Annotated in this window: 23 protein-coding genes; all 23 read left to right on the top strand. The window is 61.9% G+C overall.

The features are described from left to right. The first annotated feature begins 36 nt into the window (after positions 1–36). The 23 genes from ACJRW5_RS04725 to flhF all read left to right on the top strand — a co-directional run bounded on the left by ACJRW5_RS04725 (position 37) and on the right by flhF (position 22,332). Positions 37–1,251, top strand: coding sequence for a sensor histidine kinase (locus ACJRW5_RS04725; protein WP_484569373.1), 1,215 nt, complete (start codon positions 37–39; stop codon positions 1,249–1,251). 3 nt (positions 1,252–1,254) lie between these two features. Continuing rightward, a complete protein-coding gene (gene fleR, locus ACJRW5_RS04720; protein ID WP_484569372.1) occupies positions 1,255–2,667 on the top strand; it encodes a sigma-54-dependent response regulator transcription factor FleR in 1,413 nt (470 codons plus the stop codon). A gap of 231 nt (positions 2,668–2,898) precedes the next feature. Then, complete coding sequence (locus ACJRW5_RS04715) at positions 2,899–3,228, top strand: GIY-YIG nuclease family protein (RefSeq protein ID WP_484569371.1); 330 nt, start codon at positions 2,899–2,901, stop codon at positions 3,226–3,228. A gap of 133 nt (positions 3,229–3,361) precedes the next feature. Beyond that, positions 3,362–3,691, top strand: coding sequence for a flagellar hook-basal body complex protein FliE (gene fliE, locus ACJRW5_RS04710; protein ID WP_484569370.1), 330 nt, complete (start codon positions 3,362–3,364; stop codon positions 3,689–3,691). 10 nt (positions 3,692–3,701) lie between these two features. Beyond that, positions 3,702–5,486, top strand: coding sequence for a flagellar basal-body MS-ring/collar protein FliF (gene fliF / locus ACJRW5_RS04705; RefSeq protein ID WP_484569369.1), 1,785 nt, complete (start codon positions 3,702–3,704; stop codon positions 5,484–5,486). Next, entirely contained in the window at positions 5,479–6,495 is a 1,017-nt protein-coding gene (gene fliG, locus ACJRW5_RS04700; protein ID WP_484569368.1) for a flagellar motor switch protein FliG, read from the top strand. Before fliF ends, fliG begins: the two co-directional genes overlap by 8 nt. 3 nt (positions 6,496–6,498) lie before the next feature. Next, on the top strand, positions 6,499–7,296 hold the full coding sequence (gene fliH / locus ACJRW5_RS04695; RefSeq protein WP_484569367.1) for a flagellar assembly protein FliH: 798 nt from the start codon (positions 6,499–6,501) through the stop codon (positions 7,294–7,296). Beyond that, positions 7,286–8,632, top strand: a complete 1,347-nt coding sequence (fliI, locus tag ACJRW5_RS04690) for a flagellar protein export ATPase FliI (protein WP_484569573.1) — start codon at positions 7,286–7,288, stop codon at positions 8,630–8,632. The genes fliH and fliI overlap by 11 nt, the downstream gene beginning before the upstream one ends. 46 nt (positions 8,633–8,678) lie before the next feature. Then, entirely contained in the window at positions 8,679–9,128 is a 450-nt protein-coding gene (gene fliJ, locus ACJRW5_RS04685; protein WP_484569366.1) for a flagellar export protein FliJ, read from the top strand. A gap of 85 nt (positions 9,129–9,213) precedes the next feature. After that, entirely contained in the window at positions 9,214–9,519 is a 306-nt protein-coding gene (locus ACJRW5_RS04680; RefSeq protein ID WP_484569365.1) for an STAS domain-containing protein, read from the top strand. Between the two features lie 2 nt (positions 9,520–9,521). Continuing rightward, positions 9,522–11,210: an ATP-binding SpoIIE family protein phosphatase gene (locus tag ACJRW5_RS04675; RefSeq protein ID WP_484569364.1), complete on the top strand. Its 1,689-nt coding sequence runs from the start codon at positions 9,522–9,524 to the stop codon at positions 11,208–11,210. Between the two features lie 30 nt (positions 11,211–11,240). Further along, a complete protein-coding gene (locus tag ACJRW5_RS04670) occupies positions 11,241–11,594 on the top strand; it encodes an Hpt domain-containing protein (protein WP_484569363.1) in 354 nt (117 codons plus the stop codon). Positions 11,595–11,660: 66 nt separating this feature from the next. After that, positions 11,661–12,893: a flagellar hook-length control protein FliK gene (locus ACJRW5_RS04665; RefSeq protein ID WP_484569362.1), complete on the top strand. Its 1,233-nt coding sequence runs from the start codon at positions 11,661–11,663 to the stop codon at positions 12,891–12,893. A 242-nt stretch (positions 12,894–13,135) separates the two neighbouring features. Next, complete coding sequence (fliL, locus tag ACJRW5_RS04660; protein ID WP_484569361.1) at positions 13,136–13,654, top strand: flagellar basal body-associated protein FliL; 519 nt, start codon at positions 13,136–13,138, stop codon at positions 13,652–13,654. A gap of 12 nt (positions 13,655–13,666) precedes the next feature. Then, on the top strand, positions 13,667–14,638 hold the full coding sequence (gene fliM / locus ACJRW5_RS04655) for a flagellar motor switch protein FliM (RefSeq protein WP_484569360.1): 972 nt from the start codon (positions 13,667–13,669) through the stop codon (positions 14,636–14,638). 71 nt (positions 14,639–14,709) lie between these two features. Further along, positions 14,710–15,186, top strand: a complete 477-nt coding sequence (gene fliN / locus ACJRW5_RS04650) for a flagellar motor switch protein FliN (RefSeq protein ID WP_484569359.1) — start codon at positions 14,710–14,712, stop codon at positions 15,184–15,186. A 2-nt stretch (positions 15,187–15,188) separates the two neighbouring features. Further along, positions 15,189–15,629 (top strand): flagellar biosynthetic protein FliO, encoded by a 441-nt coding sequence (gene fliO, locus ACJRW5_RS04645; RefSeq protein ID WP_484569358.1) that lies wholly within the window; start codon positions 15,189–15,191, stop codon positions 15,627–15,629. Then, complete coding sequence (fliP, locus tag ACJRW5_RS04640; RefSeq protein WP_484569357.1) at positions 15,629–16,414, top strand: flagellar type III secretion system pore protein FliP; 786 nt, start codon at positions 15,629–15,631, stop codon at positions 16,412–16,414. Before fliO ends, fliP begins: the two co-directional genes overlap by 1 nt. Before the next feature lie 10 nt (positions 16,415–16,424). Next, a complete protein-coding gene (gene fliQ / locus ACJRW5_RS04635; protein WP_484569356.1) occupies positions 16,425–16,694 on the top strand; it encodes a flagellar biosynthesis protein FliQ in 270 nt (89 codons plus the stop codon). A 3-nt stretch (positions 16,695–16,697) separates the two neighbouring features. Continuing rightward, entirely contained in the window at positions 16,698–17,474 is a 777-nt protein-coding gene (gene fliR, locus ACJRW5_RS04630) for a flagellar biosynthetic protein FliR (RefSeq protein WP_484569355.1), read from the top strand. 9 nt (positions 17,475–17,483) lie between these two features. Next, positions 17,484–18,620, top strand: a complete 1,137-nt coding sequence (gene flhB / locus ACJRW5_RS04625) for a flagellar biosynthesis protein FlhB (protein WP_484569354.1) — start codon at positions 17,484–17,486, stop codon at positions 18,618–18,620. Between the two features lie 260 nt (positions 18,621–18,880). Next, positions 18,881–21,010, top strand: coding sequence for a flagellar biosynthesis protein FlhA (flhA, locus tag ACJRW5_RS04620; RefSeq protein ID WP_484569353.1), 2,130 nt, complete (start codon positions 18,881–18,883; stop codon positions 21,008–21,010). Between the two features lie 11 nt (positions 21,011–21,021). Beyond that, a complete protein-coding gene (flhF, locus tag ACJRW5_RS04615; protein ID WP_484569352.1) occupies positions 21,022–22,332 on the top strand; it encodes a flagellar biosynthesis GTPase FlhF in 1,311 nt (436 codons plus the stop codon). Positions 22,333–22,338 lie beyond the last annotated feature (6 nt).

The raw sequence follows: 22,338 nt of genomic DNA, 5'->3' as shown, positions 1-22,338 counted from the left end.
ACCGTCTTCTGACGGTGCGTCATGCGAGAGAAGCAGATGGAAGCTAACCGTCGTCCCACCGAGTCAACCGAGCCCAGCCTGCCAGCGCCGCTGGAGCAGGCCAGCCGTGCTGGTCTGGAGCAGGCCTTCGCTCTCTTCAACCAGATGTCCAGCCAGCTCAGCGAGTCGTACAGCTTGCTCGAGGCGCGGGTCAATGAGTTGAAGGGGCAGTTGGCGCTGGTCAGTGCTCAGCGAATGCAGGAGCTGGCAGAGAAGGAGCGTCTGGCGCATCGTCTGCAAAGCCTGCTCGATCTGCTGCCTGGTGGCGTGATTGTGATCGACGGGCAGGGCGTGGTGCGTGAGGCCAACCCTGTGGCGCGCTCGCTGCTTGGGCAGCCGCTGGTAGGCATGCTCTGGCGTCAGGTGATCGTGCGTAATTTCGCTCCGCGCGAGGATGACGGTCACGAAATCTCCATGCGCGATGGTCGCCGCCTGTCGATTGCCACACGCTCATTGCATGGCGAGCCGGGGCAGCTCGTGCTGTTGACGGACCTGACGGAAACTCGTCGCCTGCAGGATCAACTTTCCCGTCACGAGCGCCTCTCTGCTCTGGGACGCATGGTGGCGTCCCTCGCGCATCAGATTCGCACGCCATTGTCTGCCGCATTGTTGTACGCCAGTCATCTGAACGAGCAGGTTTTGCCCGCCGAACAGCAGCAGCGTTTTGCTGGGCGTTTGAAGGAGCGTTTGCACGAGCTCGAGAATCAGGTGCGTGACATGCTCATCTTTGCCCGTGGCGAATTGCCGTTGCCGGATCGGCTGGCGCCTGCCGCGCTTTTCGACGCCTTGCGCGCGGCGGCCGAAGCGCATGTGGGGGGGATGTCGGTCCGCTGGCAGTGTGATGTGCGCGAGGGCGAGTTGCTATGCAATCGCGACACTCTGGTCGGCACCGTGCTCAACCTCATCGACAACGCCATTCAGGCGGCTGGACGCGACGCGCTTCTGAAGGTCCATCTATATCGTCGCGATAACCAGCTACGCCTGAGCGTGAGTGATAACGGCCCCGGTATGAGCCGTGAAACGCTGGCGCGCCTGGGCGAACCGTTCTTTACCACCAAAACCACCGGAACCGGCCTTGGGCTGGCCGTGGTCAAGGCCGTGGCGCGTGCCCATCAGGGCCGGCTGCTGCTGCAATCGCGTGCAGGGCGTGGAACCTGCGCCATCGTTTCTTTGCCGCTGCTTGATGCGGCGCCTCATTCGAATCAGGAGTAACCCATGGCTGCCAAAGTCCTGCTGGTTGAAGACGACCGCGCATTGCGCGAAGCCCTGGCCGATACCCTGTGTCTCGGCGGGCACGACTATCGTGCGGTCGATTGTGCTGAGGCGGCACTGGTCGCGCTGACCGAAGAGCCCTTTGGCCTGGTGGTCAGCGACGTCAACATGCCAGGCATGGACGGGCACCAGCTACTGGAGCAGATTCGTGGCCGATATCCGCAGTTGCCGGTGTTGCTGATGACGGCGTTCGGTGCTGTGGAGCGTGCGGTCGATGCGATTCGTCAGGGGGCGGCCGACTACCTGGTCAAACCGTTCGAACCGCGTACCTTGCTGGAACTGGTCGCCAGGCATGCGCTGGGTAAGTTGCCGGCAGGGGATCGTGACGGCCCGGTGGCGTTGGAGCCGGCCAGCGTACAACTGCTGGAGCTGGCATCTCGTGTCGCGCAGAGCGATTCGACGGTGATGATCACGGGTGAGTCCGGTACCGGTAAGGAAGTGCTGGCGCGCTATATCCACCAGCAATCGCCGCGCGCGTCCGGCCCATTTATTGCCATCAACTGTGCGGCGATTCCCGACAATATGCTCGAGGCCACGCTGTTTGGTCATGAGAAGGGGGCTTTCACGGGAGCGGTGACCGCTCAGCCAGGCAAGTTCGAGCTGGCCGATGGCGGCACCATCCTGCTCGACGAAATTTCCGAAATGCCGCTGGGGCTGCAGGCCAAGTTGCTGCGTGTGCTGCAGGAGCGAGAAGTGGAGCGGGTTGGGGCGCGCAAGCCGATCAACCTGGACATCCGCGTGTTGGCGACCAGCAACCGTGACCTAGCCAGTGAAGTGGCTGCCGGGCGTTTCCGCGAGGACCTGTACTACCGCCTGTCAGTGTTTCCGCTGGCCTGGCGACCACTGCGTGAGCGGCCCGCCGATATTCTGCCGCTGGCTGAGCGACTGCTGGCCAAGCACGTCAAAAAAATGAATCAGTCACCGGTGCGGTTATCCGAGTCTGCCGCGCAGAGCCTGGTGCAGCACCAATGGCCGGGTAATGTGCGGGAACTGGACAATGCGATCCAGCGCGCGCTGATTCTGCAGCAGGGAGGGGTGATTCAAGCGCAGGACCTCTGTCTGCATGCGCCTATTGGTCAAACGGTGCAGAGCGCCGCGCCACGCCTGGCTGTTGTGCCGAGCGTTGCACCGCCGATGCCGCAGGCAGTCGAGTCGCCGAATGTGGATGCCGGTGCGCTGGGCGAGGATCTGCGTCGCAGAGAGTTTCAGGTGATCATCGATACCCTGCGTGCCGAGCGAGGCCGCCGCAAGGAAGCCGCCGAGCGCCTGGGTATCAGCCCGCGCACCCTGCGGTACAAGCTGGCGCAGATGCGCGACGCGGGTATGGATGTCGAGGCGTATCTCTACGCCAGCTAGTTTTGCTGTGCTGAGCAGGCGGTACGGCTGAGATGTTGGCCTGGGTCCCCGCCGGTGTGGGGATGGCGGCGATAGGAAAGCCGAGATCATCCCCGCGAAGGCGGGGATCCAGCTGCGATGTTCAGCTTGCCCTAGCTTGTATGAGCGACTGTTTTTCGTCCGGGCCTAAATTGATCATTGAATAGGCCACCATCCTTGTGAGTGCCCACACAATCTGCAAAGGACTGCAGCATGAAACAGCCCGCAGTTTACATCATGGCGAGTCAGCGTAATGGCACGCTCTATACCGGCGTTACTGCCAATCTGCTGCAGCGGATATGGCAGCATCGAGAAAAAATGGTTGAGGGCTTTACCCGTCAGTACAACGTCAAGTTACTGGTATGGTACGAGCAGCATGACAACATGATCAGCGCGATATCCAGGGAGAAGGCGATCAAGAAATGGAATCGAGCCTGGAAATTACGCCTGATCGAAGAGCAAAATCCGCACTGGCGAGATCTTTGGCCAGAGATCGTCGGCGCCACGTCTGTTTCATCTGGATCCCCGCCTTCGCGGGGATGACGGTGGTTACTCCCTTCCTTGTACGCTCCCATTCTCCTGAAGCCTGTAGCTTGTAACCTCTTTTTTGGCACCCTTGTTGCAAATACCCCTTCAAAGCGCCGCTAGCGTCAAAAAGCGGGCAGTGGAGGATGTCATGAGTCAGGGTGTTGAATTCAATCGCTTGATGCTGGAAATGCGCGCCATGCAGGCCGAGGCCATGGCCCGGCAGAAGCCGGCTGTCAGCGAACCAGTGGCCGGGGCGCCGAGCTTCTCGGACATGCTCGGCCAGGCGGTGAACAAGGTCAACGAAACCCAGCAGGCTTCCAACCAGTTGGCGACCGCTTTCGAGATGGGGCAGAGCGGGGTCGATCTGACCGACGTGATGATCGCCTCGCAGAAAGCCAGCGTATCCTTCCAGGCTATGACCCAGGTGCGTAACAAGCTGGTTCAGGCTTACCAAGACATCATGCAGATGCCGGTCTGAGGATTGATTCATGGCTGAAGCAGCAGTAGCAAATATCCCGGCCAAAGCCGACAGCGGTGAGCCCAAGAAGCCGTTACTCGGTTTGAGCTTTCTGGAAAACCTCGCCGAGATGTCGGTGCTGCGTCAGCTCGGCTTGTTGGTCGGCCTGGCCGCCAGCGTGGCGATCGGTTTCGCAGTGGTCCTGTGGTCGCAGCAGCCGGATTACCGTCCGCTGTACGGCAGCCTCAATGGTATGGACGCCACCCAGGTTGTCGAGACGCTGACCGCTTCGGGCATCGACTACACCATCGAACCCAACTCCGGTGCTTTGCTGGTAAAAGCCGATGACCTGGCGCGTGCGCGTATGCGCCTCGCCGCTGCTGGAGTGGCGCCGACCGACAATAGCGTCGGCTTCGAGATTCTTGATCGTGAGCAGGGCCTGGGCACCAGCCAGTTCATGGAGGCAACCCGTTATCGTCGTGGCCTCGAGGGCGAGCTGGCGCGTACCGTTGCCAGCCTCAACAACGTCAAGGCTGCGCGTGTTCACCTGGCCATGCCCAAGGCGTCGGTCTTCGTGCGCGACGAGCGCAAGCCGTCTGCTTCGGTGTTGGTAGAGCTTTACCCGGGGCGGGCGCTGGAGCCCAGCCAGGTGATGGCCATCGTCAATCTGGTCGCTACCAGCGTTCCGGAACTGGACAAGGGGCAGGTCACGGTTGTCGATCAGAAGGGCAATCTGCTTTCCGATCAGCAGGAGCTTTCCGAGCTGACCATGGCGGGCAAGCAGTTCGACTACACCCGGCGCATGGAAACCCTGTTCACTCAACGCGTGCACAACATCCTGCAGCCAGTGCTGGGCACCGGGCGCTACAAGGCTGAAGTGTCAGCTGACGTCGACTTCAGCGCTGTCGAATCTACCTCCGAGATGTTCAACCCGGATCAGCCGGCGCTGCGCAGCGAGCAGCAGGTCAACGAACAACGCCAGAGCAGTCTGCCGCCGCAGGGCGTGCCTGGGGCGCTGTCCAATCAGCCGCCGGGCCCGGCTGCAGCGCCACAGCAGGCAGCAGCGCCTGCAGCACCGGCCGGCCCGGTTGCAGCGGGTCAGCCGCTGGTTGACGCCAATGGCCAGCAGATCATGGACCCGGCTACCGGTCAGCCGATGCTGGCGCCATACCCGGCGGACAAACGTGAGCAGTCCACGCGCAACTTCGAACTGGACCGCTCGGTCAGCTACACCAAGCAGCAGCAGGGGCGCCTGCGCCGTCTTTCGGTTGCGGTGGTGGTCGACGACCAGGTGCGTGTCGATCCGGCGACCGGCGAATCTACCCGAGTGCCATGGAGTGCCGATGATCTGGCGCGGTTCACCCGCCTGGTGCAGGACTCGGTGGGTTTCGATGCCAGCCGTGGCGACAGCGTCAGCGTGATCAACACGGCGTTCACCGCGTCGATGGGCGAAGAAATCCCCGATATTCCGTTCTACACCCAGCCCTGGTTCTGGGACATCGTCAAACAAGTGCTCGGTGTACTGTTCATCCTGGTGCTGGTGTTCGGTGTGCTGCGACCGGTGCTCAACAACATCACTGGCGGCGGCAGGGGCAAGGAGCTTGCGGGCTCCGGGGATGTCGAACTGGGTGAAATGGCAGGCCTGGACGGCGAGCTGTCCGAGGATCGAGTCAGCCTCGGTGGGCCGCAGAGCATACTGCTGCCCAGCCCCAGTGAGGGGTATGATGCACAACTGAACGCCATCAAGAGTCTGGTGGCGGAAGATCCGGGCCGTGTCGCCCAGGTAGTGAAAGAGTGGATCAACGCCGATGAGTGACAATCGTACCGCTACCAAGCTGACCAAGGTCGACAAAGCGGCCATTCTGCTGCTGTCTCTGGGTGAGACCGATGCTGCGCAGGTACTGCGTCATCTCGGTCCCAAGGAGGTCCAGCGCGTCGGCGTGGCCATGGCCGGCATGCGTAACATTCATCGCGAGCAGGTCGAGCAGGTGATGGCCGAGTTCGTCGACATCGTCGGTGACCAGACCAGCCTGGGCGTGGGTTCCGACGGTTACATCCGCAAGATGCTTACCGCAGCGCTGGGCGAGGACAAGGCCGGCAACCTGATCGACCGCATTCTGCTCGGTGGTAGCACCAGCGGCCTAGACAGCCTCAAGTGGATGGAGCCGCGTGCCGTTGCTGACGTGATTCGTTACGAGCACCCGCAGATTCAGGCCATTGTGGTGGCTTACCTCGATCCGGATCAGGCCGGTGAAGTGCTCAGCCATTTCGACCACAAGGTGCGTCTGGACATCATCCTGCGTGTCTCTTCGCTCAACACCGTACAGCCATCGGCGCTCAAGGAACTCAACCAGATTCTCGAGAAGCAGTTCTCCGGGAGTGCCAATACTTCGCGCGCCACCATGGGCGGTGTCAAACGTGCGGCGGATATCATGAACTTCCTCGACAGCTCGGTGGAAGGCCAACTGATGGACTCGATCCGCGAGGTAGACGAGGACCTGTCGACGCAGATCGAAGACCTCATGTTCGTCTTCGACAACCTGGCCGATGTCGACGACCGTGGCATTCAGGCACTGATGCGCGAAGTCTCCTCCGAAGTGCTGGTGCTGGCGCTCAAGGGCGCCGACGACGCCATCAAGGAAAAGGTCTTCAAGAACATGTCCAAGCGCGCGGCCGAGCTGCTGCGCGACGACCTGGAGGCCAAGGGGCCGGTGCGCGTCAGCGACGTCGAGACGGCGCAGAAGGAAATTCTCACCATCGCTCGTCGTATGGCCGAAGCCGGCGAAATCGTGCTCGGTGGCAAGGGCGGCGAGGAGATGGTTTAAACCATGGTCGCCAAGGAAGCGGAGAGCGAGCTGATCCGTGCCAAGGACCTTGGCCCTTTCGATCGCTGGGCTTTGCCCAGCTTCGATGTGCCTGGGGAGGACCCCGTTGAGGCCGAGCCTGCCGTCGAAGAGGTGGCCGCGCCAACTGAGGTTGCGGCAGAAGAGGTCGCCCAGGTCGAAGAGATTCCCCCCGAGGATGTCAAGCCTCTGACGCTCGATGAGGTGGAGGCCATCCGCCAGGACGCCTACAACGAGGGCTTCGCCACCGGTGAGAAAGACGGTTTTCATGCCGGTCAGCTCAAGGCCAAGCAGGAGTCCGAAGCCGCTCTGGCGAGCAAGCTCGACAGCCTCGAGAAGCTGATGCAGCAACTGCTGGACCCTATCGCCGAGCAGGATCAGCAGCTTGAAGCGGGTATGGTGCGCCTGGTCAGCCATATGGTGCGTGAGGTGATTCAGCGCGAACTGAATACCGACTCCAGCCAGATTCGCCAGGTCCTGCGCGAGTCGCTCAAGCTCCTGCCCATGGGCGCGGACAATATCCGCATCCAGGTCAACCCGCAGGACTTCGAGACGATCAAGGCCCTGCGTGAGCGCCACGAAGAGGATTGGCGCATTCTTGAGGATGACAGTCTGCTGCCGGGTGGATGCCGTATCGAGTCGGAGCATAGTCAGATCGATGCCAGTATCGAAACCCGCATGACGCAGGCGCTCAAGCAACTGTTCGAGCAGCAACGTGCTCAGGCTACCCAGCCACCCGAAGCCGATATCAGCCTGAATCTGGACGCCGATGATGCGCCTTGACCGGGTGAGTTTCGCCAAACGCCTGGAAGGCTACAGCGAAGCGATCAGCCTGCCTGCGCAACCGATACTCGAAGGGCGTTTGTTGCGCATGGTCGGCCTGACGCTGGAGGCCGAGGGGCTGCGTGCGGCCATTGGCAGCCGTTGCCTGGTCATCAACAGCGACAGCTACCACCCGGTGCAGGTCGAAGCCGAGGTCATGGGCTTTTCCGGAGGCAAGATCTATCTGATGCCAGTCGGCAGCCTGGCGGGCATTGCACCGGGCGCTCGGGTGGTTCCGCTGCCGGATGCTGGGCGCCTGCCAATGGGCATGTCGATGCTCGGGCGGGTGCTTGACGGTGCCGGCCGTGCGCTGGACGGCAAAGGCGGGATGAAGGCCGAGGACTGGGTGCCGATGGACGGGCCGATGATCAACCCGCTGAAGCGTGATCCGATCAGCCAGTCGCTGGATGTCGGCATTCGCGCTATCAATGGCCTGTTGACCGTGGGCAGAGGGCAACGCCTCGGGCTGTTCGCCGGTACCGGTGTGGGCAAGTCGGTGCTCTTGGGCATGATGACGCGCTTCACCGAGGCCGAGATCATCGTCGTTGGCCTGATCGGTGAACGTGGTCGCGAGGTGAAGGAGTTCATCGACGAGATTCTCGGTGAAGAGGGACTCAAGCGTTCCGTGGTGGTCGCTTCGCCGGCCGACGATGCGCCGCTGATGCGTCTGCGTGCGGCGCAATACTGCACGCGTATCGCCGAGTACTTTCGCGACAAGGGCAAGAACGTTCTGTTGCTGATGGATTCGCTGACCCGCTATGCCCAGGCGCAACGGGAAATCGCCCTGGCCATTGGCGAGCCGCCGGCGACCAAAGGCTATCCGCCGTCGGTGTTCGCCAAACTGCCCAAGCTGGTGGAGCGTGCCGGTAATGCCGAAGCCGGCGGTGGTTCGATCACCGCCTTTTACACCGTGCTGAGCGAGGGCGATGATCAGCAGGATCCTATCGCCGATGCGGCGCGCGGCGTGCTCGATGGGCACTTCGTACTGTCCCGGCGTCTGGCCGAGGAGGGGCACTATCCGGCCATCGATATCGAATCCTCCATCAGTCGGGTCATGCCGCAGGTGGTGCCAGCCGATCAGCTCAGGCAGGCGCAGCGTTTCAAACAGCTGTGGTCGCGTTATCAGCAGAGTCGCGATCTGATCAGCGTCGGCGCCTATGTGCCAGGTGGCGACGCCGATACCGATCTGGCCATCGCCCGTCAGCCACAGATGGCCCAGTATCTGCGCCAGGGGCTCGGTGAGAGCGTGGCCATGACTCAGAGCCGTGAGCAACTGGCCGGCGTTCTGGGGCAGTGAGATGCCGGGATGCGATTGTCAGGTCGGCACCTGAGGCGCGAATGCGATGACTCTGAGTCGAGCCAAACGCTTGCAACCCGTTGTCGAAATGGCGGAAAAGGCCGAGCGCGAGGCGGCCCGTCAGCTGGGGCATTGCCAGGGGCTGGTTGGCCAGGCCGAGGCCAAACTGGGCGAGCTGGAGCGCTTCCGCGGCGACTACCAGCAACAGTGGATCAGCGAAGGCAGCAAGGGTGTATCGGGCCAGTGGCTGATGAACTACCAGCGCTTTCTCTCGCAGCTGGAAACGGCAGTCGGGCAGCAACAGCAGAGTCTCGAATGGCATCGGGCCAACCTGGAGAAGGTCCGTGGGGTGTGGCAGGAGCGTTATGCGCGTCTGGAGGGGCTGCGCAAGCTGGTGCAGCGCTACATCGACGAAGCGCGTCTGGCCGAGGACAAACGTGAGCAGAAGCTGCTCGATGAGCTGGCGCAACGCCTTATCGAGCGTGGCGAACCCTGAATAGCAGTTGTTTCGGCGCCGGCCAGGTGCTACACCTTGAGACGTGAACCTCTCTATCTGGCAGAGTCTCGACAAAGGAGTAGACATGGCCATTACCTCGCAGCCGTCCGCGGACGGGCAAGAGCTGACCATCGTGATTCGAGGACGCTTCGACTTCGCCTCCCACCAGGAATTTCGTGACGCCTACGAGCGCGTCAGCATCACCCCCAAGCGCTATCAGGTCGATCTGCGTGACACCAGTTATCTGGACAGCTCGGCGTTGGGCATGTTGCTGTTGCTGCGCGATCATGCCGGGGGCGATGCCGCACAGATCAGCCTGCTCAACTGCAGCAGCGACGTGCGCAAGATTCTCGCCATTTCCAACTTCGAGCAGTTGTTCAAGATCAGCTGAGCATGCCTGATCGTCTGTCGATCCTGATTGCCGAGGACAACGCGGCTGACCGTATGCTGCTGTCGACTATCGTCAGCCGCCAGGGGCACCGTGTGATGACCGCCAGCAATGGCCTGGAAGCGGTCGCGTTGTTCGAGCAGGAGCGTCCGCAGCTGGTGCTGATGGATGCGCTGATGCCGGTAATGGATGGCTTTGAGGCGGCCCGCCGGATCAAGCAGCAGGCCGGTGAAGCCTTGGTGCCGATCATCTTTCTGACCTCGCTGACCGAAGGCGAAGCGCTGGTTCGCTGCCTGGAGGCGGGCGGCGACGACTTTCTCGCCAAGCCCTACAACCGGGTGATACTCGAAGCCAAGATCGGCGCCATGGATCGACTGCGCCGTTTGCACGACACGGTGCTGCAACAGCGTGACCTGATCGCCCGACATAACGAACATCTGCTCCGTGAGCAACGGGTCGCCAAAGCCGTGTTCGACAAGGTGGCGCATTCCGGTTGTCTGAATGCCCCCAACATTCGCTACTTGCAGTCGCCCTATGCGCTGTTCAATGGCGACTTGTTGCTGGCCGCTTACAAGCCGTCCGGCGGTATGCACGTGATGCTTGGTGATTTCACCGGGCATGGACTGCCGGCGGCCATCGGTGCCATGCCGCTGGCCGAAGTGTTCTACGGCATGACTGCCAAAGGTCATGCGCTGGCGGAGATACTTCGTGAGATCAACGCCAAGCTCAAACGTATCCTGCCAGTCGGCGTGTTCTGCTGCGCGACCTTGCTCAATATCAGCAGCAAGCGTGGGTTGCTGGAGGTGTGGAGTGGTGGCCTGCCGGACGGTTACCTGCTGCACGCCGATGGTCGTCCGCAGCAGCCACTTGTTTCGCGCCACTTGCCTTTGGGCATTCTCGAGCCGGCGGCATTCAGCGATCGCTGCGAGGTGTATCCGCTGGCGCCGGGTGATCGAGTCTTTCTGCTCAGTGATGGTGTACTGGAAGCCAGTGACGAACAGGGTCGGATGTTTGGTGAGCAGCGCTTGCTCAAATTGCTGGATGACAATCAACAGCCGCAGACCCTGTTCGAGGAAATCCAACAGGCGTTGGTAGAGTTTCGTGGCGAACAGCAGGACGATGTCAGTCTGGTTCAGGTCGGGCTTGCCGAGGATGACGAACATCCCCGGCCACTGGCGTTTGCCGACAGCGGGCTGCACAGCGCGCCAGATTGGTCCGCCAGTTTCGAGTTCCGGGCGCAAAGTCTGCGCCACTTCAATCCCTTGCCCTTCATGTTGCAACTGCTGCTGGACGTTCAGGCGCTGCGCCCGCGAGGCGGTGATCTGTATACCGTGTTGGCCGAGCTGTACTCCAACGCCTTGGAGCATGGTGTGATGGGCCTGGACTCGTCCCTGAAACGCGACGCCAGCGGGTTTGCCGAGTACTACCGTGAGCGACGCTTGCGTTTGGCGGCCCTGCAGGAGGGGTACGTGCGTTTCCACCTGCAAATGCAGCCTGAGGGGGGCGGTGGACGTTTGGTTGTCCGAGTCGAAGACAGTGGGCCGGGGTTCGATCCGGCGGCGGTGGGGGCGACCGGCGACGCGGCGCTTTGTGGTCGTGGCCTGGGATTGGTCCGCCAACTGAGCGATGGCTTTGGTCTTGGCAGCGACGGCCGGGGCGTCAGCGTGGAGTTCTGTTGGTCAGCTGAGGCATAATGCCTGGTCTGTCGTTCAGGGAGTGACCCGTTGTCCGATATCCATCTCGACGATACTGTCCTGGCTGCTCTACAGGACGTCATGGAAGCCGAATATCCGGCTCTGCTCGATACCTTCGTGCTCGACTCCGAAGAGCGTCTGCGACTGTTGCGCCAGGCCGAGGCTGACGGCGACGCTCAGGGGGTACGACTGGCTGCGCACAGTTTCAAGGGCAGTTGCAGCAACATGGGCGCGGTGCTGTTATCCGGTCTGTGCAAGGAGCTCGAAGACGCTGGTCGTCGAGAGGCGCTGGAGTTGGCGCCAGCCTTGATCGAGCAAATCGAGCGGGAGTTCGCCATCGTGCGTATCCTGCTTAAGTCCGAGCGGCAGCGATATCGCGCCTGATCCATTACGCAAGTTGGCCCATCCTTTGCTCTGATACCGTCACGACCCATTAGACGGAGAGCGTCCATGTCCGCGTTGCCCGATCTGCGCCTGCAGGCTACGCCTGAGGTGAAGAGCAAAGCGAAGCCGCCGGCCAAAGCGCCGGAGCCCAGTAAGAACGGTGCTTCCAGCTTTGCCGAGGTGTATGCCAAAGAGCGTCAGGCCAAGCCTGGCGAGCGTGTTGGCAACAGCGAGAAGCCCAATCAGGAGCCTGCCTCCGAACCGTCCACGGCTGAGTCCGGCGAAGCTGCGGCTGCCGCTGAACAGTCTGAGGTTGCCGCCGGCGGCAATTCCTTGCCGACAGAGGACGCGCCGGAGGAGGAGCTCGACCCACTGCTGGCGATGGCGTTGGGTGGCATGCCGGTACAGGGCGAGGAGCCACCTGTGGTCGATACTGATCCAGCTCCGCCGGCTTTGGTGATTACCGGGGCTACAACCGGAACCGGTGAGGATGCCGAGCCAGTATTGGAGTCGGAGGCACTCGATCCTCTGGCGATGCTCAAGCAGCTTCCTGATGAGCAAGCCAAGACTGGCCCGGTACAGGACGCTGCGATCAAGAGCACCAAGGTCGCTACCAGCACCGACTTCGCTGCCGCCATGGCGGCGATGGGCAAGAGCGAGGAGGCCACATCGGCAACTGATGAGCCCGCGCTGGATCTGCCTCTGGAAAGCTTGGCCAAGGACGTCCTGGACAGCCTGAAGGACAGTGTGCAGCCCAATCGCCCCGATCAGTTCGTCAGCAAGCTCAGCGCTTTGACTCAGGCGCTCAATCAGCAGGCTGGGGCTGTACAGCGTTTGCCGCTGGTGCCGGGGCAACCTGTCGCCATGCAGCAGGGCGGTTGGAGCGAGGCGGTCGTCGATCGGGTCATGTGGCTGTCCAGTCAGAACCTGAAGTCTGCTGAGATTCAGCTCGATCCGGCTGAGCTCGGTCGACTCGAGGTTCGGGTCAACCTGTCACAGGATCAGGCTCAGGTGACCTTCGCCAGTCCCAACGCCGCGGTACGTGATGCGCTGGAGGGGCAGATGCATCGCCTGCGCGACTTGTTCGCTCAGCAGGGTATGAACCTGGCGGATGCCAATGTTTCCGATCAGTCGCTCAATCGCGGCTGGCAGGGACAGGGGCAGGGTGAAGGCGGCCGTGGGGGTTCCGGTTCGCGTGATGGTCTGTTTGCAGGGGAAGACCTGCAGCCCATCGGCCATCAGGAAATCCGTAGCGATCGTCTGGGTGGTGCTCGAGGGCTCGTCGACTACTACGCCTGATCGACCACCAACGAGAGTATCGACACCGGCCAATTCCCGGTGATCGGTATTCCTCCGCTAGACTTGCACTCGCCCGGGGCGCCATTTCGGCAACCCGGGCGCGTGCATTTTGGGTGACAGCAAGGCGGCAGCACTGTTAAATCCGCTGCCCGGAGTTAGACAAGCCTGCTCATATGCTGGCATAACACTTGCTCTTAACCCCTTGAAAGCGGACAAAACTCCGATAGTGACGGATTATTGGCATGGCTAAAAAAGAAGCACCGGGTGCCGACGGACAACCCGCCGGCAAGAGTAAGCTCAAACTCATCATCCTCATCGTGGTGGGGTTGCTGCTGGCCATCGGTCTGTCCATTGGCGGAACCTGGTTCATCCTCAGCAAGGGTGACAAGGCTGCAGAGCATGAGCCGGCCGAAGCAGAGGCGCCTGCCGCTGCGGTGCGCCAGCCAGCCTTGTATCAGGACCTGATGCCGGCGTTCGTCGTCAACTTCAATTACCAGGGGCGGACCCGTTATCTGCAGGTCAGCATGGCGCTGATGGGGCGTGACGCTGCCGGGATGGAGAAGCTCAAGGTGCATATGCCGGTTCTGCGCAACCAACTGGTGATGCTGCTCTCCGGTCAGGATTTTGCCGCGCTGCAGACGCCCCTGGGTAAGGAGATGCTGCTGCAGCAGGCGCTGGCCAGCGTTCAGGAGCTGGCGCAGAAGGAAACAGGCAGCACTGTGGTCGAGCAGGTGCTGTTCACCAATTTCGTGTTGCAGTAGCGGGAGCCGAACATGGCCGTGCAAGACCTGCTTTCCCAGGATGAAATCGATGCCCTGCTGCATGGTGTCGATGACGGGTTGGTCGAGACCGAGGACGCAGCCGATCCCGGGAGCGTCAAACAATATGACCTGACCAGTCAGGATCGTATCGTCCGTGGGCGCATGCCGACCCTGGAGATGATCAACGAGCGTTTTGCCCGTTACACCCGCATCAGCATGTTCAACCTGCTGCGTCGCTCGGCTGACGTGGCTGTCGGTGGTGTGCAGGTGATGAAGTTCGGCGAATACGTGCATTCGCTGTACGTGCCGACCAGCCTCAACCTGGTGAAGATGAAACCGCTGCGCGGCACCGGGTTGTTCATCCTCGATGCCAAGCTGGTGTTCAAACTGGTGGACAACTTTTTCGGCGGCGACGGTCGTCACGCCAAGATCGAAGGGCGCGAATTTACCCCGACCGAGCTGCGCGTGGTGCGCATGGTGCTAGACCAGGCCTTCGTCGATCTGCGCGAAGCCTGGCACGCGGTGATGGATATCAACTTCGAATACGTCAACTCCGAGGTCAACCCGGCGCTGGCCAACATCGTCAGCCCCAGCGAGGTAGTGGTGGTTTCCACCTTCCATATCGAGCTGGATGGCGGCGGCGGCGATCTGCACATCACCATGCCGTACTCGATGATCGAGCCCATTCGCGAGATGCTCGATGCCGGCTTTCAGTCCGATGTCGATGATCAGGACGAACGCTGGATCAAGGCCCTGCGTGAAGACATTCTCGATGTCAGCGTACCGTTAGGCGCGACGGTTGCCCGTCGCCAGCTGAAGCTGCGTGACATCCTGCACATGCAGCCTGGGGATGTGATTCCGGTGGAGTTGCCGGAGAACGTGATCATGCGCGCCAATGGCGTGCCCACATTCAAGGTCAAGCTCGGCGCGCACAAGGGCAATCTTGCCCTGCAGGTGCTGGAGCCGATCGAACGCCAGCGCTGAGGCGCTGGTAATTCTGAGGGGCCCTTCAGGCCCCGTGCGAACGAATAGCTGAAGCCAGGCGAGGAAAAACGATGGCAGACGAAGAAAACACTTCCCCCGAGGAACAGGCGCTGGCCGACGAGTGGGCAGCAGCATTGGCCGAGGCTGGTGACGCCGGGCAGGACGATATCGACGCCATGCTTGCCGGGCAGGCCTCTGCGCAGCCCGCTCAACCAGCCGCGCCGCGAGCGCCGATGGAAGAGTTCGGTAGCGCGCCGCCGCCGGGAAACCTACCCGCTAATCTGGAAGGCCCCAACCTGGATGTGATCCTGGATATTCCGGTGTCCATTTCCATGGAGGTGGGTAATACCGATATCACCATCCGTAACCTGTTGCAGCTCAACCAGGGCTCGGTGATCGAGCTGGATCGCCTGGCCGGTGAACCCTTGGACGTGCTGGTCAACGGTACGCTGATCGCGCATGGCGAAGTGGTGGTGGTGAATGAGAAATTCGGCATTCGTCTGACGGACGTGATCAGTCCCAGCGAACGCATCAAGAAGTTGCGTTGATCATGAGCCGACTCATTGCGTTGCTGTTGGCGCTGCCCGGCGCTGCCCTGGCTGCCCTGGCTGCCGAACCTGCCGGCAAGGCGGCCACGCCCATGGCCGGTAGCGATGTGGCCGGTCAGCTTGGCCAGTTGCTTCTGGGACTGCTGCTGGTCATTGGCTTGATTTTCCTGCTGGCCTGGTTGCTGCGTCGTGTTCAGCAACTGGCGCCGCGTGGCGGTCAGGTGATCAAGCTGCTGGCGACCCAGCCTCTGGGCCCGCGGGATCGCCTGGTGCTGGTGCAGGTGGGTAACGAGCAGATTCTGCTGGGCCTGTCCGCCGGGCGCATTGCGCCGCTGCACGTGCTCAAGGAGCCGGTGCATCTGGCTGACGGCGAGCCCGCCACACCGGAATTCGCCCAGCGCCTGATGGAGCTGTTGGGCAAGGATCAGAAGGATAAATCCTGATGCTGCGTTTGTTGCTGGTGCTGGTGTTGAGCCTGGCCGCTTCGCTGGCGTTCGCCGAGGACCCGCCCACAGGCAACAGCCTGATCCAGCAGGGCAACAGCCCGCTGTCGATTCCGGCCATCACCTTGTCCACGGACGAGGAGGGCCAGCAGGAGTATTCGGTCAGCCTGCAGATCCTGCTGATCATGACCGCGCTGAGTTTCATACCGGCGTTCGTCATGCTGATGACCAGCTTCACCCGGATCATCATCGTGTTCTCCATCCTGCGACAGGCACTCGGCCTGCAGCAGACACCGTCGAACCAGATTCTGGTGGGGCTGGCGCTGTTTCTGACGCTGTTCATCATGGCCCCGGTGTTCGACCGTATCAACACGGACGCCCTGCAGCCCTACCTCAATGAGGAGATCGTCGCTCAGGAGGCGCTCACCCGGGCAGAAGGGCCGATACGCGACTTCATGCTGGCGCAGACCCGCGAGAGTGACTTGGCGCTGTTCGTGCGCCTGTCCAAGCGCACTGATCTGGCAGGCGTGGAAGATGTACCGCTGACCATTCTGGTACCGGCCTTCGTCACCTCCGAGTTGAAGACGGCCTTCCAGATCGGTTTCATGATCTTCATTCCGTTTCTGATCATCGACATGGTGGTCGCCAGCATCCTCATGGCCATGGGCATGATGATGCTCTCCCCTTTGATCATCTCCCTGCCATTCAAGATCATGCTCTTCGTGCTGGTCGATGGCTGGGCGCTGATCATGGGAACTCTGGCCGCCAGTTTCGGCACCTTATAGCGAGGCGCACATGACTCCCGAGGTTGCGGTTGACCTGTTTCGCGAAGCGCTCTGGCTGATCGTCATAATTGTCGGCCTGGCGGTTGTGCCGAGCCTGGTGGTCGGCCTGATCGTCGCCATGTTCCAGGCGGCCACGCAGATCAACGAGCAGACGCTGAGCTTCCTGCCGCGTCTGATGGTGATGTTGATCACCCTGATCTGGGCGGGGCCATGGTTGGTGAGCCAGCTGATGGAGTACACCCAGACGCTGATTCAGAACATTCCCTACCTGATTGGCTGAGTGATGCTGGAGCTGACGAACGCGCAGATCGGCGGCTGGGTGGGGCAGTTCCTGCTACCGCTGTTTCGCATCGCGGCGATGCTGATGCTGATGCCCGTCATCGGTACTCAGCTGGTGCCTACCCGCGTGCGTCTGTATCTGGCGCTCGCTATCAGCGTGGTGCTGGTGCCGACGCTGCCGCCGATGCCGCCGGTGGACGCATTGAGCATGCGTAGCCTGTTGCTGATCGTCGAACAGATCTTGATCGGCGCCATGCTCGGTTTCGTTCTGCAGCTGTTCTTCCATCTGTTCATCGTGGCCGGGCAGATCATAGCCATGCAGATGGGCCTGGGCTTCGCATCCATGGTCGACCCAACCAACGGTGTGTCGGTGCCGGTGCTCGGGCAGTTCATGCTGATGCTGGTGACCTTGCTGTTTCTGGCCATCAATGGCCACCTGGTGGCGCTGGAAGTACTGGCCGAAAGCTTCGTGACCCTGCCTTACGGACAGGGGCTGATGGTCAATCATTACTGGACGCTCGCGGGCAAGCTCGGCTGGGTGATCGGTGCGGGCCTGCTGCTGACGCTGCCGGCGGTCACGGCGCTGCTGGTGATCAACCTGGCCTTTGGCGTGATGACCCGCGCCGCGCCGCAGCTGAACATCTTTTCCATTGGTTTTCCGCTGACCCTGGCCATGGGCCTGGTGATTTTCTGGGTCAGTCTCTCGGATTTCGGCAGCCTGTTTCAGGCGCTGGCCAGTGATGCCCTGCAGCAGCTGGGCGAGTTTGCCCAAGCCCGATGAGGAGCACGCATGGCTGAGAGCGAAAGCGGCGCCGACAAGAGCGAGGAACCCACAGGCAAGCGGCTTGAAGAGTCGCGAAAAAAAGGGCAGATCGCTCGCTCGAAGGAACTCAATACGCTGGCGGTGACGCTCACCGGCACCGTGGCATTGATCATCTTTGGCGCCTACATGGGTAACGTGCTGATGGACGTGATGCGTGGCAATTTCAGCTTGCCGCGTGATGTGTTGATGAGCGAGCGCAGCATGGCACTGCACTTGCTGGCGTCCGGCAAGGCGGCTCTGGTGGCGGTGCAGCCGTTTCTGCTTGCCTTGCTGATTGCCTCGGTGGTGGGGCCGATCGCATTGGGCGGATGGCTTTTCTCTGCAGAGGCTTTACAGCCCAAGGCCAGTCGGATGAATCCGCTGGCAGGCCTCAAACGCATGTTCTCCGTTCAGGCCCTGGTCGAGCTGGTCAAGGCACTCGCCAAGTTTCTGGTGATTCTGGCCGTGGCGTTGGTGGTTCTGTCGATCGATCAGGACGACCTGCTGGCCATTGCCAATGAACCGGTCGAGCCGGCCATTCTGCATAGCCTCCAGGTGGTCGGCTGGAGCGCGTTCTGGTTGTCCTGCGGTCTCATCCTGATTGCTGCGGTGGATGTGCCGTTTCAGCTCTGGAGTCACAAGCAGAAGCTGATGATGACCAAGCAGGAGGTGCGCGACGAATACAAGGACACCGAGGGCAAGCCCGAGGTGAAAGGTCGTATCCGCCAGTTGCAGCGGGAAATGGCCGAGCGACGGATGATGCAGTCGGTGCCGCAGGCCGACGTGGTGATCACCAACCCGACCCACTTCGCGGTGGCGCTCAAGTACGACCCGGAAAAGGGGGGGGCGCCGATGCTACTGGCAAAGGGTGGTGATTTCGTGGCGCTGAAGATCCGCGAGATCGCTCAGGAGCACCAGGTGATGGTGCTGGAGTCTCCCGCACTGGCACGGGCGGTGTACTACTCCACTGAGCTGGACCAGGAGATTCCAGCCGGGCTTTACCTGGCGGTGGCGCAGGTGCTGGCCTACGTCTATCAGCTGCGCCAGTACCGCGCCGGCAAGGGCAAGCGCCCAGGGCCGTTGCCGGATCTGCCGATTCCGCCGGATCTTCGTCGCGACGAATAGAGCATAGCCACTGCAGGTTGGACGAGAAGGGCGCTTGGGTAGCCCGGATGCAATCCGGGCTACGTAACTGCGTCGTGTGTTTAGCCGGGGCGACGCTTGCGTAGGAGCCGCGCCCCGCGGCGAGTGTGTTCGGCGCGGCATCAGAAATTTCGCCCTGGGACCGTGCTTTTGCTTGCCGCTGCTTTTCTGGAACGCTTCTTGCCATTACCCCTCTAGGACGCAGTCTCGCGTCAAAAGATTGAATGGTTGGGGTAGGGCACGTGGCAGTAGATCGAGCACAGTTAATCGGTGAGGTGCGCAGCAACCTGGCAGGCTTGCGTCATGGCAACCTGGGCATTCCGCTGCTGCTGCTGGTCATGCTTGGCATGGTCATGTTGCCGATTCCGGCATTTTTGCTCGACGTGCTGTTCACCTTCAGCATCGCGCTGTCGATCGTCGTGTTGCTGGTCAGCATCTACGCGCTGCGGCCGCTGGATTTCGCCGTGTTCCCCACCATCCTGCTGGCGGCGACGTTGCTGCGTCTGGCGTTGAACGTCGCCTCTACGCGTGTCGTGCTGCTCAACGGTCACGAGGGGCATGGCGCGGCGGGCCAGGTGATCCAGGCCTTCGGCGAGGTGGTGATCGGCGGCAACTACGTGGTCGGTATCGTGGTGTTCGCCATCCTCATGATCATCAACTTCGTGGTGGTCACCAAGGGTGCCGGGCGCATCTCTGAAGTGAGCGCACGTTTCACCCTGGATGCCATGCCCGGCAAGCAGATGGCCATCGACGCCGACCTCAACGCCGGCCTCATCGACCAGGTCGAGGCCAAGAAGCGCCGTAGCGAAGTGGCCCAGGAGGCCGACTTCTACGGCTCCATGGACGGTGCCAGCAAGTTCGTCCGTGGCGATGCCATCGCCGGTCTGCTGATTCTGTTCATCAACCTCATCGGTGGTATCGCTATCGGCGTGCTGCAGCACAGCCTGGCCTTCTCCGATGCCGGCAAGGTCTACACCCTGCTGACCATCGGTGACGGCCTCGTCGCACAGATTCCTTCGCTGCTGCTGTCCACGGCGGCGGCGGTGATGGTGACCCGCGTGTCCACCTCCGAAGACATGGGTGCGCAGGTCAACCGGCAGATGTTCGCCTCGCCGCGTGCGCTGGCCGTGGCCGCGGCGATCATGATCGCCATGGGCCTGGTGCCGGGCATGCCGCACTTTTCCTTCATCGGCCTGGGCCTGATTGCCGCCGCTGGCGCCTACTGGATCGCCCACCGTCAGCGCAAGATCAAGGAAGAGGAGGTCAAGGAGGTCCAGCGTCAGCAGGAGCTGCTGCCAGCGCAGAAGGCGCAAGAGGTCAAGGAGCTGGGCTGGGATGACGTTACCCCTGTGGACATGGTCGGCCTGGAGGTGGGCTATCGCCTGATTCCGCTGGTCGACCGCAACCAGGGTGGTCAGCTGCTGGCGCGCATCAAGGGCGTGCGCAAGAAGCTGTCGCAGGAAATGGGCTTTCTCATGCCCTCCGTGCATATTCGCGACAACCTCGACCTGGCGCCCAACGCTTATCGCCTGACACTGATGGGCGTCAGCGTGGCTGAGGCCGAGGTCTATCCCGACCGTGAGTTGGCGATCAACCCCGGCCAGGTGTTCGGCCCGCTCAACGGCATTGCCGCCAAGGATCCGGCGTTTGGTCTGGAAGCGGTGTGGATCGACCCGACGCAGCGCGATCAGGCGCAGTCGCTGGGTTACACCGTGGTCGATGCCAGTACCGTGGTTGCCACTCATCTCAATCAGATCCTGCACAAGCATGCCCACGAGCTGCTCGGCCACGAGGAGGTGCAGCAACTGATGCAGCTGTTGGCCAAGAGCTCGCCGAAGCTGGCCGAAGAGCTGGTGCCGGGGCTGGTGTCGCTGTCGACCCTGCTCAAGGTGTTGCAGGCGCTGCTGCAGGAGCAGGTACCGGTGCGCGACATCCGCACCATCGCCGAGGCGATCGCCAACGTCGCGCCCAAGAGTCAAGATCCCGCCGCTATGGTTGCCGCTGTCCGCGTTTCGCTGGCACGTGCAATCGTGCAAAGCATTGTGGGACTAGAGCCGGAGCTGCCTGTGATCACTCTGGAGCCAAGGTTGGAACAGATATTGCTCAACAGTCTGCAGAAGGCCGGTCAGGGCAGTGAGGATGGCATCCTCCTTGAGCCTGGCATGGCTGAAAAGCTGCAGCGTTCCCTGGTGGAAGCGGCGCAGCGCCAGGAAATGCTCGGCAAACCGGTGATTCTGCTGGTAGCCGGTCCGATCCGGGCGATGCTGTCGCGCTTCGCGCGGCTGGCGGTACCCAGCATGCATGTGCTGGCGTACCAGGAAATTCCGGACAACAAGCAGGTCACCATAGTCGCTACGGTCGGCCAGAACTGAGGTAAAGGGTCATGCAGGTCAAACGCTTCTTCGCCGCCGATATGCGGACCGCCATGAAACTGGTGCGTGACGAATTGGGCGCCGATGCCTCGATCATCGGCAATCGCCGAGTCGCTGGTGGCGTCGAGCTGACGGCTGCGCTGGATTACCAGGCGCCGGCACCGGTACGGCCGAACCCGGCGCTGGAAGCCGAGCTGCGCAAGACCCAGGCACGCATCGCCAGTGCCCAGGCCGAGCTGACCACCCGTGCCGAGCAGGACGCTGGCAAGGATCGCCAGTTGTTCGCCAACGAGTCGCTGCTGGCCCCCGAACTGCCGGCTACTCCGGTCAAACCTCAGCGTCCTGTCGAGGCCGTCGCGGCTGCGGCGCCAGCGGTTGACCCGCGCGCGCTGGATGCCATGCGCTTCGAACTGCACGGCCTGCGTGAGCTGATCGAGGTTCAGCTGGGCTCGATTGCTTGGGGGCAGATGCAGAATCGTCGTCCGCAGCAGGCCAACCTCTGGCGTCGCCTGCAGCGCATGGGCCTGTCGGCCGAGCTGTCGCAAGCGCTGCTGAACAAGGTGTCTGGGATCGCCGAGCCGCGTCAGGCCTGGCGGATGATCCTGGCGCATCTGGCTCACGCCATCAGAACGCCCAAGGTAGAGCCGCTGGAAGAGGGCGGGGTAATCGCTCTGGTCGGCCCCGCCGGTATGGGCAAAACCACCACGCTGGCCAAGCTGGCTGCGCGCTACGTACTTAAGTACGGCGCGCAACAGGTCGCTCTGGTCAGTATGGATAGCTATCGTATTGGCGCGCAAGAGCAACTCAAGACGCTTGGGCGTATCCTTGGCGTATCGGTGACTCAGGTCGATCCAGGGCAGTCCCTGTTACAGGCTCTGACCCCCCTGGCCAAGAAGCGCGTGGTGCTGGTCGACACCGCCGGCCTGCCGGGCAACGATCCGGCTTTGCGTTTGCAGCTGGAAAGTCTGGCTTCGGCGCGGATCAAGGCAAAGAATTATCTGGTATTGGCGGCAACGAGTCAGAGCCAAGTGCTCAAGGCGGCCTACCATAGTTACAAGCGTTGCGGCCTTGCAGGCTGCATACTGACAAAGCTTGACGAGGCTGCCAGCCTGGGTGAGGTATTGGGTCTGGCTATAGGCCAGCAACTGCCGGTAGCCTATGTCACTGATGGACCGCGAATTCCGGATGACCTGCAGGTGCCGCGTAGTCACCAACTGGTCAGTCGTGCAGTAGGACTGCAGTCTGCGGAGCAGCCGAGTGAAGATGCCATGGCGCAGCTGTTCGCCGGGCTCTATCAGCAGCCGGCGCAGCGCGCCGGATAACGGACG

The sequence above is a fragment of the Pseudomonas pichavaramensis genome (assembly GCF_050473265.1).
Classification (GTDB): Bacteria; Pseudomonadota; Gammaproteobacteria; order Pseudomonadales; family Pseudomonadaceae; genus Aquipseudomonas.
Note: the sequence above shows the minus strand (reverse complement) of the source record. Positions and strands in the feature narration are given on the sequence as shown.

Bases quoted from the DNA above. Each gene is read 5' to 3' on its own strand.
- ACJRW5_RS04725 (WP_484569373.1), top strand. From the start codon at position 37: ATGGAAGCTAACCGTCGTCCCACCGAGTCAACCGAGCCCAGCCTGCCA.
- fleR (WP_484569372.1), top strand. From the start codon at position 1,255: ATGGCTGCCAAAGTCCTGCTGGTTGAAGACGACCGCGCATTGCGCGAA.
- ACJRW5_RS04715 (WP_484569371.1), top strand. From the start codon at position 2,899: ATGAAACAGCCCGCAGTTTACATCATGGCGAGTCAGCGTAATGGCACG.
- fliE (WP_484569370.1), top strand. From the start codon at position 3,362: ATGAGTCAGGGTGTTGAATTCAATCGCTTGATGCTGGAAATGCGCGCC.
- fliF (WP_484569369.1), top strand. From the start codon at position 3,702: ATGGCTGAAGCAGCAGTAGCAAATATCCCGGCCAAAGCCGACAGCGGT.
- fliG (WP_484569368.1), top strand. From the start codon at position 5,479: ATGAGTGACAATCGTACCGCTACCAAGCTGACCAAGGTCGACAAAGCG.
- fliH (WP_484569367.1), top strand. From the start codon at position 6,499: ATGGTCGCCAAGGAAGCGGAGAGCGAGCTGATCCGTGCCAAGGACCTT.
- fliI (WP_484569573.1), top strand. From the start codon at position 7,286: ATGCGCCTTGACCGGGTGAGTTTCGCCAAACGCCTGGAAGGCTACAGC.
- fliJ (WP_484569366.1), top strand. From the start codon at position 8,679: ATGACTCTGAGTCGAGCCAAACGCTTGCAACCCGTTGTCGAAATGGCG.
- ACJRW5_RS04680 (WP_484569365.1), top strand. From the start codon at position 9,214: ATGGCCATTACCTCGCAGCCGTCCGCGGACGGGCAAGAGCTGACCATC.
- ACJRW5_RS04675 (WP_484569364.1), top strand. From the start codon at position 9,522: ATGCCTGATCGTCTGTCGATCCTGATTGCCGAGGACAACGCGGCTGAC.
- ACJRW5_RS04665 (WP_484569362.1), top strand. From the start codon at position 11,661: ATGTCCGCGTTGCCCGATCTGCGCCTGCAGGCTACGCCTGAGGTGAAG.
- fliL (WP_484569361.1), top strand. From the start codon at position 13,136: ATGGCTAAAAAAGAAGCACCGGGTGCCGACGGACAACCCGCCGGCAAG.
- fliM (WP_484569360.1), top strand. From the start codon at position 13,667: ATGGCCGTGCAAGACCTGCTTTCCCAGGATGAAATCGATGCCCTGCTG.
- fliN (WP_484569359.1), top strand. From the start codon at position 14,710: ATGGCAGACGAAGAAAACACTTCCCCCGAGGAACAGGCGCTGGCCGAC.
- fliO (WP_484569358.1), top strand. From the start codon at position 15,189: ATGAGCCGACTCATTGCGTTGCTGTTGGCGCTGCCCGGCGCTGCCCTG.
- fliP (WP_484569357.1), top strand. From the start codon at position 15,629: ATGCTGCGTTTGTTGCTGGTGCTGGTGTTGAGCCTGGCCGCTTCGCTG.
- fliQ (WP_484569356.1), top strand. From the start codon at position 16,425: ATGACTCCCGAGGTTGCGGTTGACCTGTTTCGCGAAGCGCTCTGGCTG.
- fliR (WP_484569355.1), top strand. From the start codon at position 16,698: ATGCTGGAGCTGACGAACGCGCAGATCGGCGGCTGGGTGGGGCAGTTC.
- flhB (WP_484569354.1), top strand. From the start codon at position 17,484: ATGGCTGAGAGCGAAAGCGGCGCCGACAAGAGCGAGGAACCCACAGGC.
- flhF (WP_484569352.1), top strand. From the start codon at position 21,022: ATGCAGGTCAAACGCTTCTTCGCCGCCGATATGCGGACCGCCATGAAA.